Source organism: Verrucomicrobium spinosum DSM 4136 = JCM 18804 (assembly GCF_000172155.1).
Lineage (GTDB): Bacteria > Verrucomicrobiota > Verrucomicrobiia > Verrucomicrobiales > Verrucomicrobiaceae > Verrucomicrobium > Verrucomicrobium spinosum.
Genome location: NZ_ABIZ01000001.1, coordinates 612,559 through 632,906 on the forward strand (window position 1 = coordinate 612,559; position 20,348 = coordinate 632,906).

The 20,348-nt window shown below is 61.6% G+C and carries 15 protein-coding genes; 10 read left to right on the top strand and 5 right to left on the bottom strand.

Annotation, left to right across the window (positions count from 1 at the left end):
- Positions 1-336: 336 nt before the first annotated feature.
- Positions 337-1,935, bottom strand: coding sequence for a serine hydrolase domain-containing protein (locus VSP_RS02315; RefSeq protein ID WP_009958460.1), 1,599 nt, complete (start codon positions 1,933-1,935; stop codon positions 337-339).
- A gap of 77 nt (positions 1,936-2,012) precedes the next feature.
- Here VSP_RS02315 and VSP_RS02320 point away from each other — a divergent pair, with 77 nt between their 5' ends.
- Positions 2,013-3,266 (top strand): serine hydrolase domain-containing protein, encoded by a 1,254-nt coding sequence (locus VSP_RS02320; protein WP_009958462.1) that lies wholly within the window; start codon positions 2,013-2,015, stop codon positions 3,264-3,266.
- A gap of 74 nt (positions 3,267-3,340) precedes the next feature.
- On the opposite strand, the gene VSP_RS02325 is transcribed toward VSP_RS02320, so the two are convergent.
- From VSP_RS02325 to VSP_RS41850, 3 genes are all read right to left on the bottom strand, one after another.
- Positions 3,341-3,925: an HNH endonuclease gene (locus tag VSP_RS02325; RefSeq protein WP_009958463.1), complete on the bottom strand. Its 585-nt coding sequence runs from the start codon at positions 3,923-3,925 to the stop codon at positions 3,341-3,343.
- A gap of 156 nt (positions 3,926-4,081) precedes the next feature.
- Positions 4,082-4,882, bottom strand: a complete 801-nt coding sequence (locus tag VSP_RS02330) for a nucleotidyltransferase domain-containing protein (protein WP_009958464.1) — start codon at positions 4,880-4,882, stop codon at positions 4,082-4,084.
- A 452-nt stretch (positions 4,883-5,334) separates the two neighbouring features.
- On the bottom strand, positions 5,335-5,496 hold the full coding sequence (locus tag VSP_RS41850; RefSeq protein WP_009958465.1) for a hypothetical protein: 162 nt from the start codon (positions 5,494-5,496) through the stop codon (positions 5,335-5,337).
- Positions 5,497-5,718: 222 nt separating this feature from the next.
- Between VSP_RS41850 and VSP_RS02340 the strand changes: the two genes are divergently transcribed.
- Positions 5,719-11,598: a beta strand repeat-containing protein gene (locus tag VSP_RS02340; protein ID WP_009958466.1), complete on the top strand. Its 5,880-nt coding sequence runs from the start codon at positions 5,719-5,721 to the stop codon at positions 11,596-11,598.
- Positions 11,599-11,604: 6 nt separating this feature from the next.
- Here the strand turns inward: VSP_RS02340 and VSP_RS02345 are convergent, their stop codons facing one another.
- On the bottom strand, positions 11,605-13,140 hold the full coding sequence (locus VSP_RS02345; protein WP_009958467.1) for an ArnT family glycosyltransferase: 1,536 nt from the start codon (positions 13,138-13,140) through the stop codon (positions 11,605-11,607).
- 77 nt (positions 13,141-13,217) lie between these two features.
- On the opposite strand from VSP_RS02345, the gene VSP_RS02350 reads away from it, so the two are divergent.
- The 8 genes from VSP_RS02350 to VSP_RS02385 all read left to right on the top strand — a co-directional run bounded on the left by VSP_RS02350 (position 13,218) and on the right by VSP_RS02385 (position 20,322).
- Complete coding sequence (locus VSP_RS02350; RefSeq protein ID WP_009958469.1) at positions 13,218-14,255, top strand: SAM-dependent methyltransferase; 1,038 nt, start codon at positions 13,218-13,220, stop codon at positions 14,253-14,255.
- A gap of 67 nt (positions 14,256-14,322) precedes the next feature.
- Entirely contained in the window at positions 14,323-14,820 is a 498-nt protein-coding gene (locus VSP_RS02355; protein ID WP_009958470.1) for a hypothetical protein, read from the top strand.
- Between the two features lie 256 nt (positions 14,821-15,076).
- Entirely contained in the window at positions 15,077-15,619 is a 543-nt protein-coding gene (locus tag VSP_RS02360) for a hypothetical protein (RefSeq protein ID WP_198141297.1), read from the top strand.
- A gap of 144 nt (positions 15,620-15,763) precedes the next feature.
- On the top strand, positions 15,764-16,300 hold the full coding sequence (locus VSP_RS02365; protein ID WP_009958472.1) for a hypothetical protein: 537 nt from the start codon (positions 15,764-15,766) through the stop codon (positions 16,298-16,300).
- Positions 16,297-17,388, top strand: a complete 1,092-nt coding sequence (locus VSP_RS02370; RefSeq protein ID WP_156345572.1) for a hypothetical protein — start codon at positions 16,297-16,299, stop codon at positions 17,386-17,388. The genes VSP_RS02365 and VSP_RS02370 overlap by 4 nt, the downstream gene beginning before the upstream one ends.
- Positions 17,385-17,852 carry a hypothetical protein gene (locus VSP_RS02375; RefSeq protein ID WP_157210692.1) on the top strand — a complete coding sequence of 156 codons (468 nt, stop codon included), beginning with the start codon at positions 17,385-17,387 and terminating at the stop codon, positions 17,850-17,852. The genes VSP_RS02370 and VSP_RS02375 overlap by 4 nt, the downstream gene beginning before the upstream one ends.
- The gene (locus VSP_RS02380) at positions 17,849-18,385 is read left to right on the top strand and encodes a hypothetical protein (protein WP_009958476.1); all 537 of its coding nucleotides are present in this window, start codon (positions 17,849-17,851) and stop codon (positions 18,383-18,385) included. The genes VSP_RS02375 and VSP_RS02380 overlap by 4 nt, the downstream gene beginning before the upstream one ends.
- Positions 18,386-18,426: 41 nt before the next feature.
- Positions 18,427-20,322: a hypothetical protein gene (locus tag VSP_RS02385; RefSeq protein WP_009958477.1), complete on the top strand. Its 1,896-nt coding sequence runs from the start codon at positions 18,427-18,429 to the stop codon at positions 20,320-20,322.
- Positions 20,323-20,348: the final 26 nt, after the last annotated feature.

Sequence of the window (20,348 nt, forward strand, 5' to 3'; positions counted from 1 at the left end):
TACCGCTCCGCGGTAGAGTTGGCTCCTGCAGCCCCATGGGTGGTCCTCGCTACGCCCGGCCGACCCATGGCTACGCATGGTGAACCCTCAGGGTTCGATATGTCACGAGATGGAGCTGGTGGGTTGAATTTCAGCGCTCCTGCTTTTTGACGAGAAATGAAAGATTCCGTATTCCTGTATTGAACCCGGAGGGTTCGCCATGAGTAGCCATGGGTGAAGGGAGCGTAGCGATCGCAACCCATGGAAATGGTTGGGGCGAATCTACCGCGGAGCGGTAAGCCCATCGCGTGGCATGCCCCTGAGGATGGCCATGCGCGATAGGCATCTCTTTCCCCATCACCCCAGCTTTCCCGTCAGCACACCCCGGGCATCCGTGGGATTGGGTTTCATCCGGTTCATGCTGTTGACGAAAGCGATCTTCACGGTGTCGTTCTCAAAGGTGGCGGTGATGAAATCGTGATGGGGTGTTTCGTAGTACCGCCATTGCATCTCTAGGGTCTTCTCGTCCTTCCAGGCGGCGCTGGAGGCGATCTTGAACGGCGTGCCCGCAGGGGAGGCCCCACCGGAGATGAGGCGCGGCGGGGTGCCGGGCAGGCCGGTTTCCCCCTTCACCCAGGAGCCGACACCGCAGGTGACGACGTGTTCCTTCCCGCCCGCTTGAGCGGTGAAAACGCACTGTCCGCCCTCGATCTTGAACTGCACCTTCTCAATGCCGAGGCTGTTGGTTTCCAGGGCATACGTCTTGCCGCTGATCCCTGCCGGATCTGAAGACGCCTTCTTGCCCACCAGGGGAGGCAGGGCCAGCGCGCCCAACGTACTCTTCAAGCGCTGCTCAGCCTCGGGATTGGCGGGGAGCGTAGCGTCCTTCTTCAGGGCGGGGAGCAGATGTTCCCAGATGAGATCCAGCTGACCCTGCATGCTGGGGCTCTCGCTATTGATGGCAATCACCGTTTCCTGCTCGGGAAGAAGAATGGTGAATTGGCCGAAAGCTCCGTCGCCGCGGTAGGCACCGTGTTGACTGCGCCAGAACTGGTAGGCGTAGCCCTGGAGCCAGTCGTTCTGCTCCTTCGGCCGGGTCGGCTTGGCGGGCTCGGGCTGCTGGATCTTGAAGCTGGTTGCCTCCTCGATCCACGATGCGGGCAGGATCTGTTTCCGCTGCCACTGGCCTTTTTGGAGGAAGAGCTGGCCAAACTTGGCGAGGGCTCCGGTGGGAACGCTCAAGCCCCAGCCTCCGGTGTTGATCCCCTTGGGGCAGCTCTCCCACGTGGGAGCCTGGATGGCGAGGGGCTCGAAGAGGCGCGGGGTGAGGTATTGCAGGATGGGCTGCCCTACCAGCTTTTGTACAATGGCGGAGCACATGTAGGTGGCGGCACTGTTGTACATGAACACCGTGCCAGGCTGGTGGGTGATGGGCTGGGCCAGGAAGGTTCGCACCCAGTGGTCGGACTTCACCACTGCCTGGGTGGGCTCCTTCTCATTGCCAACAGACATGGTGAGCAGGTCCTTCACCGTCAGGGCTGCAAGGTTGTCGCTCACGGTGGCCGGCAGGTCATCGGGGAAAAAGGAAACCACCTTGTCCGTGACCTTGAGCCGGCCTTCTGCCACGGCAAAGCCGACGGCGGTGGAGGTGAAGCTCTTGCTCATGGAGTACAGCGTGTGGCGCAGGTCCGGGGCGTAAGGATCCCACCAGCCTTCGGCGATCACGTGCCCGCGCCGCGCCATCACGAAGCCGTGCATCTCATGATTGCTTGTCGCCAGGGCGTCAAAGAAGGCCTGGATGCTGGCGCTGGATACGCCCTGCGCCTCTGGCGTGCTGCGGGGGAGTGCCGTGAAGGTTGCCTTGGACTCAGCGAAGAGGACGGCGCTGGGTGCCCAGGAAATAGCGGCGAGACCGGAGCCCAGTTGCTTGAGGAAAGTGCGTCGGGAGGCGTGCATGGCCCCGAGGATGGGCAGAATTTCATCTGAACCTCAAGTGAATAAATGCTTCCCTGGAGCGTATCCTCGCCCTCCTCATGTTTTCCCATCGCCTCTCAATCCCAAGCCTGGTGCTGTGCACTGGTGCGCTTATCCTCTCTCCCATCGTCCCCGCCGCAGAAGACTATTTCCCGCCACCGGACAGCCAGGGAGGCTGGCGGACGCTGGAGACGACGGACGAGATTCGCGACAAGGCGGGCATGGATCTGGCCAAGCTGGAGCAGGCCTATGCGTTCACGGAGCGGTGCAGCCAGAACGGTGGGCTGCTCGTGGTGCGCAAGGGCTACCTGGTCTTTGAAAAGTACTTCGGCCGGGCTCATCGCAATGCCAATCCCGACATGGCTTCCACCGGCAAGGCGTACACCAGCATCGCCTGCGGCATCATGCTGAATGAGTTCAAGGACAAGATTCCGGAGGGGCTGGATACGAAAGTCTTCACGGAGAAATACCTGCCTGAAGCCTTGCCGCTGAACGATCCGCGCAAGGCGGACATCAAGCTGGGCCAACTGCTCTGCATGACCGCTGGGTACTGGGGAGAGGGGCAGGCCCCGTCTGGTTACGTGATGGGCAAGTCCACGCCGCTCAAACCTGTGCCGGGCCAGAACATCAAAGACCTGGACCAGTCATCACTGAAGGTGCCGCTCTGGACGGATCCGGGGGCTGGCTATTCCTATTCATCTCCCGCTCCGCATATTGCCTCGATTGTGCTGCGTCACGTGACCGGGATGGAACTTCAAGATTACATCCGCAAGCGCCTGGGAGATCCCATGGGCTGGGAGTCGTGGGGATATTGCCTGCATCGTGGCGACTACGACATGCCGCATGCCAATGGCGCGGGCAGCATCGCCGTGCACGCCACGGATGCGTTGCGCTTCGGCTACTGCCTCCTGCGCGAGGGCCGTTGGGGAAATCAGCAGCTGGTACCAGCCGAGTACATCAAGCTCTGTCAGCAGGCGTCGCCGTACAATCCGCACACGCCGTTCTCGCTGCAGTTCGAGCACAATGCCGACGGGCACGTGGTGGGAGCACCCCGGGACGCCTTCTATAAATCCGGGGCGGGAGGTTTCGGTATCTTTGTGGTGCCTTCACTGGATCTGGTGATCTACAAGCTGGGTGGCAAAGACGGCCAGTACGATCCCGCACTCACCGGGCTGCCGCAGCCGTTCCAGTACGATGGTTCGAGAGATAACTGGCAGCCTGTTCCCCGGACGGGATTTCATGAGGGCAGCATGGGAGGAGATGACGGCCTGCGACGCGTGCTGGAGATGGTCGCGGCCGCCATCCGCGGGTGAAACTGAACAAAGGACGACTCAATTTCTGACAAGCCCGGCTGGAAGGACCTCGAAGGGTTCCTTCCAGCCGGGCATCATTGTCGCAGGAAGTGCTTCCAGTCCCGCACGTCGTGGACGTTGCGGATGAGCAGCGTCACGGGCACGGCCTTGGGAGTCACCGGAGGGCGTTGCAAACGCAAGCCCGCCTCCTGGGGCAGGCGGTCAGCCTTCCGGGTATTGATTTTCCGGTCAGCCAGCACGCAGTTTTCCCAGGACGAAGCCCCACCCCGGGACCGGGGCACGACGTGGTCGATGTTGCCTTCGTTCCGGGCCAGCTTGCGCCCCGTGTACTGGCAGACGCCGCCATCCCGTTCCCAGATGCCCCGGGCGGTGAAGCTGGGGCGATGGAGCGGGACTTTGTCGTAACGGGCGGCCACCACCACGGTCGGCACACGGACAGGGCCGTGGGTTGTCTTGACGGATTGGTCGCCGTCGCGAACGGGCAGCTTGAGCCACTGCTCCCAGGTCACGGGGACGATCGACTGGTCATCCTGGACGTCGAGGCCGGTGGCGGCTCCGGTGGAAAGCATGCAGAAGGCTTCGGCAGGAGTCTTGACGTGGATGGCCTGCCAGCATCGGTTCAGCACCAGCACGGTGCTCTTGTTCAGGATGTCAGACATAATCGAAAGGGGGAAAGGGGAGGGGAATGAATAAGTGATTTCATGAACCAAGAAAGCCCGGCTGAACCGGGCGGATTGGGGAGACGGGTTTCCGTCCGCCCTGCGCGGGGGGGCGCGAGGGCGGACGGTGGTTTTGGGGGAGGAGTAGGCCGACGTCTAGGCGGCCAGGGCGTGCAGGCGGAAGAAGGCATCAAGCTCGTCCACATCCCCCGAAACATCCGTGGGATGATTCAGGGCATCCAGACGCACCAGCTCCAGTTCCACGAACTGGGACAGCACCTCCACCGGCGGGGCCGCAGAGAGCTCTTTGGCGCTCTGCTTCCGGGCCACCAGCTCTGCCACGGCCTCGCGGACGTCGGCTTCATCCAGCACCGCGTTCACCAGCTCCTGGAAGAGCATGGGGACCGGGGACTGGAAGCGCTCGATCCAGCGGCAGGCCAGCAGCGGGCGCAGCACATAGAGATACTTCTTCAAGCTCACCATGTCGCGGCCGCGCAGGTAGTCGCGGTAGTTGCCGAAAGCCATGTGCAGGTAGTGCACGAAGCACTTCTTGGGCGAGTAGAACTCCTCGGAGAGAGCGCGGAACTGTTCGAGGAACGCGGGATCGCTCCAGTACACCATGGGCGAGCGCAGCCACTCCATGAGGGAGGGGTTGCTCTTGCGCAGCAGACGCAGAGCCTTCCGCAGCTCCCAACCGCTCACATCCAGCTCCTCGCTGATGGGCAGCTCGATCACATCGCGCTTTTCATCAACGGAAAGGTACCAGTCGCGCTCGTGGACATAGAGGAAGCGCACGTCGTAGTCGCTGTCCGGGGAGGCGAAACCCCAGGCGCGGCTGCCGCTTTCGCAGGCGTAGAGCACGCGCACACCGCGGCGGAACTCGAGATCCTGCAGCGTGTTCTGCACGCGTCTGACAACTCCTGGATCGAGGGCGGAGGGGAAGGGTTTCAAAGTCATGGGAGGGGAGGTTGAGGAGAGGGAGAAAGGGGCCGGAGAAATCCGGAGGGAGGGGCGGGCACTAAGTATGGAGTGCAAAAAAGACAGGGCAGGAAATGGGCGCAGACTTACCCCTGATGTTATCGTCCAAGTTACAAAGACAATAACATTGACAGCCGTTGCTCGTGGGCGACCCTGGTGGCCGCACCGGCATTGGACATCTCGGCGTGAGACTGGATAAGGCTGGTGACCCGGGTGTTGCCCCGCCGTCAGTTGGAGCTGGCGGCAGGACGATGGCTACCCTGTCAGGAAGTGGGAGAGTGTTTTAGAAGAAGGTGGGCCTCCGATCTGGTTGAGGGTGGTCTGGTTTTGGTTCTGGGGGGGGTAATCAGTGGAAAGACAGGGCGGAAAACAAAAAACCCTGCCGGCCTTATCAGGGCGGGCAGGGTTCAGAAAAACTATGGATCAATCCATCAGATCTGAATCTGCCTGCCGGTTCCTTCGTGCGCTGCCTGTTTGCTACCGTCGCAGGTGAGCACGACAAGTCGGACGACCGGAATGGCCTGGAACATGCCGGAACGCGTCAGCCAGGAGGCTGCAGGCGTTGCGTAGGTGCTGTTCCAGTTGGAGTTCATGAGGCGGGATGAAGTTGCCGGAGAGTAAGTGGAGTGAATAAGTTGGTCAACTTATTTTGATGTTATTTTCAGGCGGTGAACCATGTGATTTGCCCGGGTGGGCAGGGTCAGAATTTTCTTTAGGCAGACTGTGGGAAGGTCCGGGGTGCCGATGAAATGAGGGAAATGTGCTGCTGGGGCATTCTCGCGACAATCACCCATATCGCCCGGTCTCTGCCTGCCATGACTCCCTCCAAGTTCCTCCTCCTCTGTTCAGCCGTCCTGTTTCCGGCAGGAAATCCCTGGTTGTCAGCCGCCCCGTTGACTTGGGATGTGGATCCCGGCACGTCCGAGGTGCAGGACGGCGGGGGCAACTGGCTGGATGCCAATCGCTGGCTCAGCGGGGGATCCAACCAGAACTGGGCAGACGGGAACGATGCCCTGTTTGGTGGCGGCTCAGGGCTTGCCGGGACCGTGACCCTGGCGGCACCCGTGATCGCCGGCTCTCTCACTTTTAATGCTGCGGGCAGCGGCACCTATACGTTGTCTGGCAGCACCCTCACTCTTTCGACGGGCAATGTGGTGGTGAATGTGAATGCGACCATCAACTCCATCCTTGCGGGCAGCGCGGGCCTGACCAAGACGGGTGCTGGTGTGTTGACCCTGGGAGGGGCAGGCGCAAACACTTACACGGGGCTCACCACCATCTCTGAGGGCGGGCTCAACCTTAACAAGACGTCTGGAAATGCAGTTGGTGGCGACATTGCCATTACAAACGGCGGTCGTTTGCAGATGACGCTGGCCAACCAGGTTGCCGACACCGCTGCCATTACCATGAGTGGTGCCACCAGCGTGTTCAATGGCACAGCCGTGAATGGCGGACAGAGCAACCAGGGGGAGACCTTCGCAAGCCTGACCGTCACTGGGGGCGCTGTGAACTCCGGCAACGGGGTAAATGGCTTTGTGGTGACGGGGGCAACGACGATGACCGGTGGTGCCGGTAACACGATCTTCGTGGGCAACAGCGGCATGACCTACACGACAAACAGCCTGAGCCTGACCAACATCAACTCGGTGGCAGGTGGAAATGTGGCCGCCGTCAACACGTTCACCGTTTACGGTAATACTGCGACACGCATCAGCAGCCTGTTTGTCGGGAACGGTGGCATCACGCTGAACAACAGCCGGATCAATCTTCGCAAGGGCTCGGTCGGGACGGCGGGTGCCAAGGGCAGTCGGCTTGTCCTGGACGGGGACATCACTACCACCGGGACGTCTGCCTCCTTCATCACGCTGGACACAGCGGCAAGCGCCGAAGGGGTTGCCGATCTTGAACTGAGCAGCACCAGTGCGGCGGTGACCCGCACCTTTAACATCGGCGGGGGCGGTGCGAACCTCACCATCGATGTGAGGGTCACCAACGGAGCCTCTGCGGCGGCAGGCATCCTGAAGCAGGGGGCCGGACAGCTGACTTTCTCAGGCGATGCTGCCTACACTGGGATCACCACCATCAGGGAAGGCATCCTGGCGGTGGCGGGGTCGGGAGGCAAGTTGTCTGGCACGAGCGCTGTGGTGGTGTCGGGCGGAGGCACATTGCATGTGGGTAGCGGGACTGCGACATCCAGCCTGAACAATGGGATCGCCAACAGGATCAATCCCGCGGCCTCGCTGGCTCTGGGCGGTGCCGATGCCTCTGGGGGAAATGTGATCCTGGCGGCCGCTGCGATCGGCAACACTCACGCCCAAAGCTTTAGTCAGCTTTCCATCGGGACGGGCGTTCACAGCATCGCCTCCAATGCCGCCACGGGAACCAACACGCTGACCTTCGATGGGGCTGCTGCCTCTGTCTATACCCGCAGTGCCGGAGGGTATGTGAATTTTGGGAACCAGGCAGGCTTTGGCGTCGCTTTCACCAACGCGGCCACGGGCAGCTCGGTGGCGGGAACTGCAGCGGATGCCGTGCTGATAGGGGCTACGATGAACAACCGGACGGATTTTGTGACGGCGGCGGCAGGGACTTTGGTGGCAGCGACCTACACAAGCACGGGTGCTTCCACTTGGATGACGGGCAAGAACATGGACGTCACCGGGGATGTGACGACGGGTGCGGGCGATGCGGGCGTCAACAGCCTGCGGTTCAATGACGCAACGGCTCGCTCAGTCACGCTTGACGGCACGCAGACTCTGACCAGCGGGATGATCCTCAATACGGCCAACGTGGGAGCACGGGACAACATCATCACGGGCGGGGTGCTGAAAGGGGCTGCAGGCGGTGATCTGCTGGTCATTCAAAACAACGCCAGCGGTCTGCTGACGATCAGTTCTGACATTCAGGATAACGGCAGTGCCACGGCACTGACCAAGGTCGGGGCGGGGGTGCTGGTCATGAGTGGCACCAATACCTACACGGGCACCACCTATGTCTTGGAGGGCACGCTTCGCACTGCTGGGGTGGCAAGCCTCGGTGCAGGGAACCTGCTCCTGAATGGCGGCGTATATGAGTCGAACGGCACCTTTGACCGCTCCCTTGGCACGGGGGACAATCAGGTGCAGATCACCGGAGGCGTATCCGGATTCAGCGCCTTCGGGGGCAGCCTCACCATCAATCTGGGTGGGGCGGGCGGCACCATTGTCTGGGGGACGTCTTCCTTTCAACCCAGCACGCTGGTTTTGAATGGCTCCACCGCCAACGCGTCGCTCGATCTGTTGAATGGACTGGACCTGAATGGAGCGGTCAGGACCATCAGCGTTGGTGCCAATGTGGCCACGCTTTCAGGACAGATCAGCAACACCGGGGCCGCGGGAAGTGCGGGGCTGACGAAGACGGGAACTGGTGCGCTGCTGATTTCCAGTGCGAACTCGTATGATGGCGTGACCACCATCACGGCAGGTGCGCTTCAGGCCGGTCACAATCAGGCGTTTGGCACCAGCACCGTGGTGCTCGCAGGAGGCGAGTTGCAGGCAAGTGGTGGAGCTCGGGTGCTGGGAAATCAGGTGAGAGTGACGGCCAGCAGCACCATCAGCGGAAGCAATGCCCTGACGCTCAATGGCACCCTCACCAATGGCTCCACCACGCCCTCGCTGACGAACAGCCTTACCTCAGGAAATGTCCTGACCCTCAATGGCAACGTCTATCTCTCAGAGGACAATACGACCACGGGCCGCTACCTCCAGATTTTGGGATCCGGCAGCACGGTGATCAACGGCGTGATTGCCAACAACAGCCTGGGCAACAGCACCGCCACAGGCCTGTTCCTAAACGGGGGACGGCTTCAACTGACGGCTGATAACACCTACACCGGCCGCACGCTGGTGGCCAACGGTCCGCTGGTCATCACCAGAGACAGGAACTTGGGAATCGCTGAATCCACGCCGCTGACTGATGCCATCATTCTCGCAGTGTCTTCCAAGCTGCGGATCGAAGGGACCTTTGCGCTGGATGTGAACCGTTCCATCGGCATTGGAAACTCTTCTGGTGGGGCGGCTACGGGCACCATCGAGGTGGCAGCGGGGCAGACCTTCACCGTTGGAGGAACCATCACGAACCGCACCGTCAATGTTGACGGGAGCGCCATAAACACCTCAGTGAATGGGCCGAGTGTGGGCAGTTTGACCAAGGCCGACAGCGGCAGACTGGTGCTCTCTGGCAACAACACCTATTCAGGGCTCACGACGGTCAGCAACGGCATCCTCCTGCTTCGCCATGGGAACGCGCTGGGGACCACGGAGGCGGGCACCACTGTAGGCGGAGGTGCATCCCTACAGCTCGCTGGAGACATCACCGTCGGGGCGGAGGCGCTTACGATCAACGGCAGCGGGCTGGGCGGTGTGGGCGCGTTGCGCAATGCAGAAGGAAACAACACCTGGGGAGGCTTGATCACCCTTGGGGGCACCAGCACCCGGATTAATTCTGACCTCGGGACATTGACTTTGGATGTTGCATCCGGCGACGCCATCGTCAACACGGCCACTACGGGCACGCGTACCCTTTCCCTGGGTGGAACGGGGCAAATCGTCGTGGTGGATGCGATCAATCAGTCTGGTGTGGGCGGCACCCTGGCCATTGTAAAAGATGGCGTGGGAACGGTCACTCTTTCCGGGACGAACAACATCAATGGCAACGTCACAGTCAACAGCGGCCGGCTGGTGCTGGACTACTCGTCTGCAAATACCGTGCTGCAGACTGACAAGGCGCTTACCTTTAACGGTGGAACCATTGAGGTGAAGGCCCAGAGTGGAGGCTCACCGATTCTTGGCAATATCACCCTGGTTGGGAACAGCGGGTTGAACAAGCTGGTGGTGGGTGAGGGCACGACGCTCACCCTCGGCAATACCTGGACGCGCAACAGCACCAGCCTGCTGCTGATCGATCTTTCCGCCGCAGGAAGCGTGCTGAACTCCAGTCCGGCCACCGAGACCAAGACCATCGCCTCCTCTGGCACCACCACGCGGGGGATGATTGTGGGGGGCGGATTTGCTGCTTACACCGTGGAAGACGGCAACGGACGCTACGACTTTGCCGCCCTGAGCGGAGGCTCCGTCGTGAGGCTGGATGCCAGTCTGGCCCTGCCAGCGACAGGGGGGAGCACCGGCAGTGCTTATTTGCTGAAACCGACCACGGGGTCGTCCACGCTTCAGTTCAATGCTGGGGTCACCGTGAACACCGCCGTGGTGCGGGTGGATACCACCGAGGCAGCTGGTGAATTGGACCTCAACGGAGGCAAGCTGGTGCTTAACGACCTCGGGTTCCTGGTGGACGGGAGCAACAACTTCACCATCAAGGACACCAGCGTGGGGCAGACGGGGCTCCTTGAGGGAACCTCGACCAATACTGCCCTGTTCATGTACCACTACGGGACCGGGACTCTTACCATTACCGCCAAGCTCTCCAGCGGCGGTGGGTCGGTGGCCTTCATTGGTGAAGGGGGCTTGGTGGACTGGAACTCGGCCTCCAATTCCACAGGTTCCACGAACATACAGGGGGCCGTGGTGCGGGCCAGCCATGTGGGGGCGCTTTCACTGAACAACTCGGCCACCGCCGGGGGAGGCACGCAGTTCATCAACCTTTCCAACGGCGGCATTCTGGAGCTGGCGACCGGCAACCTCACTCGCAATCTCGGTACTTCCGGCAACGGAGTGCTCGGATTTCAGGCTGGCGATGGCGGCGGTTTCAGCGCGTTTGGTGCAGACCGGACGGTCAACTTCACCTCTGGAGCGACTAGCATCAATATTGTCTGGGGCTCCACCACGGGTTTCCTGGCCAGTGGCAGCAAACTGATCCTGGGCTCCAAGTACGCCAACAAGCAGGTGGACCTCGCCAACAGCGTGGATCTAAACGGTGGCAACCAGGTCGTGGATGTGCAAAGCACCTTTGCCGCCGGTGTAGGGGGCAAGCTCAGCGGGGTCATCAGCGGCACCACAGGCAGCCTCCAGAAGATCGGGCAGGGCATCCTGGAAGTCACAGGAAACAACACCTATGGCGGAGGCACCACCGTCAGTGAGGGCACCTTGCTTGCGAACAACTCCCTGGGCTCCGCCACCGGCACGGGAAACGTCACGGTGCTCAGCGGTGCCCGTCTGGGCGGCAACGGCACGGTGGGGGCCTCCGCCAGCCCGGCCAATCTCACCGTGAAATCGGGCGGGATCCTGTCCGTGGGCCAGCTGGGGAACACCAGCGGTCAGCAGCTCAAGCTCGCCACAGGTGTGGGCGGGGTGATCACCCTGTCCGGCACGGTGGAGTTCGACATCTTCGGCAACAATGGCGGGGTCAACCCGATTGGGAACAACGACTCGCTGGGTCTCACCAGCAGTTCGCCCATCGCCCTGGGGGGCACGCTCAAGATCGTGGATTCCACCGACCTCGCAACGGAGCTGACGCTGGGTTCCTCCTGGCAGCTTATCGACTGGACGAACGTGATCGTCAGCAACGGACAGAAGTACACGGGCGGCTTCACCACCTTTGACGTGCCGGTGCTGGCGGAGGGGCTGGCCTGGGACTACTCCCAGCTCTACACCACGGGTTACGTCTCCATTTCCGTCGTTCCAGAACCGGGACGCGTGATGCTTCTGGCGGGTGGGCTGGCGGCCTTGCTGTTGCGCCGCCGTCGCCGTCAGAGGGCCTGAGCTGGCTCACGGAGCGGCGTCCCACGCCTTCAGTTCGCGTCCCAGAAACACCTGCCATTTCCTTGAACCAGAGGTTCCCAGGGGCACACGAATCTCACCCAGCTTTTCCACCTGGGTGAAGTTCCGTTCCAGCCGACGTGGCAGGGGTTTCTCTGACGGCTGCAGGATCAGGGCATCCCGTCCCAGGGCTTCGGCAGGTGTCGGCCACAGCTCGTACTGGGAGGCGATGATGCCGTCTGGCTGCCAGCGGTAGGCACGCGGATGCTGAGGGGTGTAAAAGGCGAACTGGCTCGCGTTCTCCCGATGCCCCAGGGCCAGGAGAAACGTCTGCTCTGGCCGAGGGGTGGCGGCGAGGAATTCACCAGCTTTCTGTCCGGCCTCAGACCATCCGTGAATGCGGGCCATGGGATCCAGCTTGTCGTCGCCGGTACGGCCGGTGGCCCACATTCCCACCGGCACCAGATAGGCCAGGGAAGTCAGAGTTGCGGCAACGACCAGGGCCGGGCGTTGCAGTTTCATGAACCCTGGCCAGAGGGTCAGGCCGGTGGTGGCGCGGGTCCAGGTGGCGGCCAGCAGCACCATGGCGGCCAGGTAATATACCGCAGGCCAGTTTGGGTTCACGCTCTGGCGCAACGCCAGGAGGTGAAAGACCACCAGGGCCGGGGCGGAGAAGGTGGCCAGCAGGCGCTCCTTCAGCCCCAGCCGACGCCACTGCCAGAGGGCGGTGGCCGAGACCGTGAGCAGCCCGAACCAGGTGATCGGGGTGAAGAGCCCGGCCTGGGTGGCGGGAAACTCGATGAACTGCACGAGGTGATCCAGCAGGCCGGCCTGTTCCTTGGTGTTGAAGTGGTGCTTCGTGTGCTCCAGGGTGATCCACCCGTGCCGCTGGTTCCACCACAGCACCGGCAGCATGAAGAGCAGCGCTCCCACCATGCTGAGCCATAATCCAGGCCGCTTGAGCAGGGGGCGAGCCTCTTTCGTGAGAGCGGCAAAGAGGATCATGAGCACGGGAAACACGAGCATCATCTGCTTGCTCAGCGTGCCGACACCCATCACGAGGCAGAGGATCAGCCAGCGCGTCAAACGTTCTGGGCTCTGTACCGCTGACCAGAAAGCCAGAAGCGCGGCTGACCAGAGCAACACCAATGGCGAGTCGATGGTGAAGAAGAGGTTCAGCGCGACATTCGCCGGAGTCAGTGCCGCCAGCGCCAGCACCAGGAGACCGGTCGACTCATCAAACATCCGTTTCCCCAGCAGATAGAGCAGCGTCAGGGATCCCGTGCCCACCATGAGCGCGGCCAGGCGCACGCCCCACTCCTGATTCCCACTGAGCCACCCCACCATGCCCATGAGCCAGCCGATCAGGGGCGGCTTGCTGTAGTAGCCCCAATCGGGTCGGCGGCCCCACTCCCAGTAGTAGCTCTCGTCCCCGGCCAGATCATAGAGGCTGCAGAAAAAGGGGAGGAACAGCAGTCGAAGCAGCAGCAGCCCGAGCAAGAGGTGCCAGGCGCGGAGCTTTGACCATGGGGAAGTGGGCGACATCGCGTCTCGTGCTCGAATCCTGCGTGGCTAACAAGTGACGATCTTGCCATTCTGGCTAGCCGGGGCTTTCCTGTGCCATGCCCCCTGTCGATCCCGCCCGCCCTTTCTCCACCTGGATGGAGCAGGCCTTGTTCGCACCGGACACGGGCTATTACTCCGCCCGCATTCGCACCGTGGGCCGTCGTGGAGACTTTGCCACCTCCGCCACAGTCTCGAGCCTCCTGGGGGAGGGGATCGCACGGTGGATCTCCCGCGAGTTGGAGCGGCAAAAAGGCGTGCGCGCCATCATTGAGGTGGGCGGCGGCGACGGCTCGCTGTCCGCCAGCGTCCGGAGCGCTGTTGGCTGGTGGCAGCGCAGGAAGCTCGCGTGGCACATGGTGGAGACCTCACCCATTCTGAGGGATCGCCAACAGGAGCGGCTAAAAGGGGCTCAGGTGCACTGGCATGAGACGATGGAAAGCGCACTCCAGGCCTGCGGGGGCCGGGCGATCATCTTTCACAATGAACTGGTGGACGCCTTTCCGGTGACGCTACTGGAATGGGAGGCCACCCGCGGCATCTGGCAGGAGGTCTGGGTGGTGCCTGATCGGGCCGGATGGCGGGAGGAACTGCGCGCTCTCACGCTGCCTCCGGGGCAAAGGGGGGCCTTTTCCGTCCTCACGCAGTGGCACGCCCTGAACCCGCCGCCGCAACGTCGCCAGAGGGTGGAGCTGCATCGTTCCTTCCGGGACTGGATGCAGGGCTGGTCCTCGCGTTGGCAGCAGGGAGCCATGCTCACAGTGGACTATGGGGATCTGTTCCCGGGTCTCTACCACCGTCGTGCCCAAGGCACTCTCCGCGGCTACCTGCTGCATCAGCGGCTCTCCGGCCCGGACCTTTACCAGAACATGGGGCGTCAGGACATCACCGCTGATGTAAATTTCTCCGATCTCCTTCACTGGGGGGAAACGCTGGGGTGGGGGGATGGTCAGGTGGAGACGCAAGCCGCCTTCCTCAAGACTTGGGTGCCGGACCTGGAGAAGCGCCTCAAGTCAAGCGGAGCCGACCAGTTTGTGGCAGGACTGGAAGGCGCAGGGGAGGCCTTCAAGGTGTGGACCGTGCGCACCGCGTCCTAAAAAGGTTTGCACCCACCCAGCAGCGATGTTAGCTGACCGCCCCTTTTCTTTTCGTTTTCGCGTTCCCATGAAATCTCACCAAATCATTGCCGCCCTGAGCCCCGCTCTCAAGAAGGACATCACTTCCTATCTGCAGAAGGAGACCCGTGAAGCCTTCCGCACGGCGCTGTATTCGGTGGGTCAGCAGAAGAAGCTCCGCCCCCAGTACTTCCAGAACAAGTCTCGTGAAGAACAGGGTGCCTGGTTGATCGAGCAGATCAAGACCAAGACCTTCGACGGCGTGGCGGAACAGCTTCTCCAGCTCTGGCTGCTCAAGGGCAAGGTGGATATGCTCACTGCCTTCCTGGATGCGACGGGGATCCAGCACGACGGCAAAGGCCAGGTAGATGACCTTCCGGAAGAGCTGACCACGGAGCAGGTGGAGGCGGGTGTGGACGCCATGCTGAAGACCCATCCTGCCGAGGAAGTCGCCCTCTACCTCAATCTTTTCCAACTTCAACGCCCCGGCGGCTGGTCCGCAATCTCCGAGGTCTTGGAGAAGCGCACAGAGGTGAAGCTAGGCTAGGCTGAGTGGAGCGGTAGCCTTTATCCTTGCGAGTTTGCAACCCGTTTCGCCGTTTGGCGGAGCGGGTTTTTTTGTATTTATCGTTCTGGTAACTTTTGGGCGACCGAGTTCCCAGAGGGGGAAGGGGGCTCCACCGAGCATTTATTCCATAATAGGAATTATATAATTTACAGATAGTGAAGTGGATGCTAATTGTTCGTGTAATTCAACACCTTGGAGACCTATGATTAAAAAATATCCATGGCTTGCTTTGGCGATGATTGCACTGACTGGCGGGACAGGGTTCGCTGATATCCAGCTAGGCGGGCCTAGTGTTCCAGTGGGCCTGGTCGTGGCAACCAAAGTGCCGTTCAAGATCAGTTATCAACTGCCCAACTCCTATCGCTTCGTTTTTCGGGGGATCGAGGCGCGCGGCGATACCTTGGGCGCTCCGGGGAACTCAGGTACCAACGGAAATGGCGGGCAATTTCACTTGAGTGCCACCGTGTCCACTTCAGTCGGGTCTGAGAAGGTTGGGAAGATCGAATTCCGCGATGTCCAGGATTTCAACCTGAGCCCTTTAAAGACGCTGTTGATCACCGAGGCTGTTTACAAGGCCACCACATCGCCCATCTCCGTGAGCATGGAATGGGCGGGGCAGGGGAACGCGCACAAGCCCAACGGATTCTTCAACATCTTGGGGGAGCACCAAGTAGCGCCTCCCGTCCCCGTGGGGAAGCTTGAGTTTGCCGTAGGCGATTTGTTGCTGACCGCCGCGGGCACTCAGCCACCTGGGACGGCCACGATCACCCGCGACTGACCAGCCGTCTTCGGAGACAGGGTCACCCATGGATCCATGAAACTGCGCCCGCAAAAAGTTAAGGGAGGCAATTTTTTCCGCCTCATTTCTCCCTGTCTTGCGGGGATTTGGTCAGGCCTGACAGGGGGCGTGGCTCTCTCCCAAATGCCTGCAATTCCTGCCCCATCAGCCAATCTGGCGCAGGCCCGGGATGTGGTGACGGAGGAGGAGCTCAAAAAGGTGGCAAAGTCGGGAAGTACTTTGTCTGATATGTTGGCCAAGGCCACCACCCAGGCCCCAGTGGCGGCCCGGCCCTCCATGGAGAGCTCACTCTACCGGAAGTCGGTCATCCTCTACGACGGCGAGCACCACACGGTAGTGCCGGTCGGCTCCGTCTTGCAACTGCCTGCGGGCTATCGAAACCGCGTCGTGGAAAAGCCGGTGGGAGTTTTCACCTTCTGGCCCGCCTTCCTCGAACGCAATGCCGCCTGGCTGGGCGCGTGGGAGGTGCCGCTGCGCATGGCGGAGGGTGATGAGGCGGTGGCAAAAAAAGTGCTCGCCACCACGGCCAATGATTCCCGCGTGCTGGTGGCGGTGTATCGCGGGGGGCCCATCACCATTCTGGAGCCCGTGCCTGAAGCCACCAACACAACCAAATCGGGCAGCACTGCTACCGACCAGAACCAGAAGGTAAAACCATGATGAAACTGGCGTGCCTGACCGGGCTGCTCCTTGCAGGCCTGGCGATGACAGCCCCTGCTCAGCAAGCCTGGGTGAGGGAGACCAATCTTGCCAACGGGATGATCTATGACATCCCGCTATCCGCCACCGGCGGCAGCTTCATCCCGCCGCTGCCGATTTCAGAGGATGGGAACATCTTTGAATTATTTGCCCGCGGCACGGCGTGGGATACGAATGTTTATCTCCTCGATACCAAACTGATCCGTGCGTACACCCCCACGGCCAGTTTTGAGATCGTCAGCGAGGACACCTATGTCCGGGGAGATCCTACGAGCGCCAACTACGTAAAACGCACGCGGGCAGACCGGCCCTACCGTCTGAAGATGAAAACCAGCGGCCTGGTGTGGGGCAGTAACAATCCCGCAGAGAACTCCGTGTACTTTTCGTTCCAGGGCCGGAACTACGACCCCCAAAGCTACTCCGGGTTGGGGAAAGAACTCTACATGCTGCATGAGGGCAACTTGGGGAACGTCAACCTGACGCTGTACCCGCTCTATCACGAGTTGACTTCCACCATGCGCAGTACCGGATGCGGGGAGCAGGTGTTCACCTTCGTCCGGTATGCTGCGGACGGAGTGCCGGACACGGTGCTGGCCCAGCCCAAGCTGCAAGTGTGGCCCGTGCCATCCGTCACCATCGAGAATATTACTGCCGGCAAGGTGTACATCGACAGACTCCCTGCGGTGATCTTCAACTTCAAGGACCTCTATCCAGACTCCCGCACCTATGCGCAGATCTACTCCGGGAACGCGGTGCTGGGGAAGAAGGGCACCATGGTGGGCGGCACGGAACGCCGTGTCGGAAAGTACTACAACCCGGACACCACTCTGGAGAGTGCGGACGTTCCGCAGACGCTGTCCATCACTGTCAACGCCCTGTCCAACTACACGGCCACCGATGGCGTTTACACGCTGGAAGTGCTCACGGAATCTCCGTTTTTCAACCGCGCTCCGGAGCGGCTCAAGGTCATCACCTTTGAGGTGGACCGCATCATCTCCTCCCGAGGCAAGCTGAGCACCGCCGAGGAGGGGGCGGCTCCCGGATTATGAAAGCATCACCTCCAGGGTGCCGTCGCCACAGGTACCGGGGCAGTCTCCTGTTGGAGGCTTCCATTGCGATGGGGGCCGCGGCCATTCTGGCGCTGCTGCTCATGAAGTCTTCTCTGCTCTCTATTTCCGGGAACCAGTGGGCCTCTGTGCAGTCGCTGACGGATGCCGCGCTGACCAAGGAGGCGGCTCTGGCCCAGCGGGTGCCCTTTGCGGAGGTGGCCTCGAACACCTCCTTGTGGCCGGACGCTGCGGCGGGCATTCCCTCGTCCGGGCAGAGCGTGGTGATCGGCCGTATGACAGGTGGCAATCCGCTTTCGGGCACCATCACCAGATTCCGCGTGAGTGCCACGCCAAGTGACGACGCAGAGGCTGGGCTCACGCTCTGGCGGCTTTATTCCGTCCTCCGCTACAAGGTGGGACGGAACGAGTATGTGAAATCCAGTTCCACCCTCCGCGTTCAATGACCAGCCTCGCCCCCAGATCCCCGGCCTGGCGGTCAACCGCCGGCTTCAGCCTGCTGGAGACTTCCGCCGCGATGGGCATCCTGCTGGCGCTGGCGCTGGCGATGCTGGCGATGCTTCAGCAGCACATCGTTTTCATGAATCTGGCCCGGCAGCAGGGCTTCTTGACCACGGACGCGCCGCAGGTGGGAAATCTGGTGGGACGGTTGTTTGCGAAGGCGGACCACTACTTCGTCTATGAGAATCGGGCGGGTGCGCTAGCAGGTGCCCCGGCTGTGCTGTCGAACGGGAAGGCGGCCCGGCTCTTTTTTGAGGCGGCCAACGGGGAGACCCGTGAGCAATGGATCACAGCGGAGACATCGGGCGGCAGCACGTCGTTAGTCTGCCGGTCAAGACGCGCGGATGGCTCGGAGTTCTCATGGAACATCTGCACCGGGCTGGCCGGGGCCAACTTCCGTTGCGATGAAGGTGTGCTGGGCGTGACTCTCAAAGGAGCCGGTGGCGAGGAAATAAGTTACTACGGAGGCAGCCAATGACGAGGCGTTTCAGCAGTTCATTCCAGCGCGGATTTGCGGCCATGCCGATGGTTGCCACCTTCTCCCTGCTCATGCTCCTGGGGGTGACGATGGTGTTTCGCACCAGTTTGTTGCGTCGCGACCAGGCTGCCAAGGCGCAGTTGCGGCAGGACTATAGGGAGCGTGAGGAGGCGGTGCTGCGCTCCCTCATCGCAGTGTTTCCAAAGAAAGCCATCGCCTGCATGAAGGCGGGTTACGCGACCTCGGACAATCACACGTGGCGTGCCATTTTTGACGAGGCTCTGACCACTGCCGTGGTGGAAAAGTCCCTGCCCGACGCCGCGGTTGCAGCCATGGGGTTGTCCCGGGTCCGGCGGGGCGATGTGGGTGACCATGCCGCCGCAGAAGCCGCAGGTTGGATCACCTCCCTCACCGGTGTGGCGGGGAATGTCACCCCGGGGACCACGGCGTACGCCGCCGTCTTTCAGGGGCCCGAGTTCGCAGGCAAGGTGCCGCCCCTGCTGGAGGCTCCGGCAGGGCTCGCGGACGCAGACGCTCTGCGGCCGGTGGTGCATCTGGACAAGATCTACACCACCCAGGCCACCGGGCTGCTGGCTGATGTCACCAAGTATTCCCGCTTCAACCTGATCCCGTATCCCAACATCCGCTTCGGTTATGCCAGCCCCGGGGCGCCTTTTGTGGCAAAGAGGAACTGGTGGGCCTTCTCCATCCGGTATGGCAAGAAGGTGGGGCAGAAGAAGAACTACATTCTCTCCCTGTACGAGGTGCCCTCACAGCTCCCCATTGAAGCGGCCACCTTTGCCGACATCGGGCGTCATGAAGACGGTACGGCCTGGGGCGCGGGCATCACCATAGACGGCGGCGTGTATGCCGACAGCCTTCGGATGAATGGCGCGCATGGTGCCAGCCGGATTGCAGGGCGCAGGTCCATCGATGTCGAGGGGGACACCAGTCTCGGCGGCATGGCGGTGGCTGATGATTTTGACAAACTCGGGGTGCGGGAGCGCATGCAGGCGGAGTTGGGGACCAGTGCGCTGCCGGTGGCACTTTCCGCGAACTCCGGACGGGTGGTCTTTTTCCCCATCCCCTCTGGTCCCGCTTTTTTGACCCGCCCTTCGGCCCCTCCCACCACCTGGGACACCTATGTTGGTGGTGGCAGGAACTGCAAAGTTTCGGTCGAGGCACTGGCCATGGTGAGCATTGATGACCAGACGCCTGTGACGCTTCGATTGCGTTTCAAAAACTCCTCAGACGCGGTTTCGGAGGTGATTCTCCGGCGGGGGCAGAACTGGCCGACTCTGCTAGAGGCCGGGGGGGACGCGATGCCGTTTCAGACCGAACTCACCAACAGCAACCGCTCCTGTGTGACTTTCTATCCCGCGCTGGTAGATGCCTGGCTGCAATCCAATGGGGGCGCGACGGTGGCCGTGAACAACAGCTACCATTTTTCCACCGTCCCAGAAGCCGATCCTTTGACGGTGCGGCCCCTCTCGTCGCCGCCCGCATCCGTGGACATGTGTGTGATTGTGAGAAAAGGGCAGGATCTCAGACCCTTCACCCAGGGCCTTTCGATCATGGCTCCGCTGCGAGTTTACATCGGCGATGACCTTAACGCTGTGCCCGCCCCGGCACCTCCCGCTGGCTCAGGGCTTCCAGAGGGATCTCTGTACTACCCGCCCATGTCCATCTTTGCGGCGGAGATGCGGGTGGGCACCACCCCCTTCATCAGGCCCTTTGAACATCATGGGCAGATGGGCTCGCTCCTTTCAGGGGCCAGCTCGACCTGGCGACCGCTTGACATGAAATCTGGCACAGAAGAGGCGGTGCACAGTGAGGGCATTCTGGCGGACCTTTCACCGCTCCGCAGCCCGGCAGAACTTCCTCCAGTGTACCAGATGAACTGGCTGGTGGTGGTTGAAGAAATCCCCCAAAACTAACTGGATACTGGACTCCTCCTCAGCGC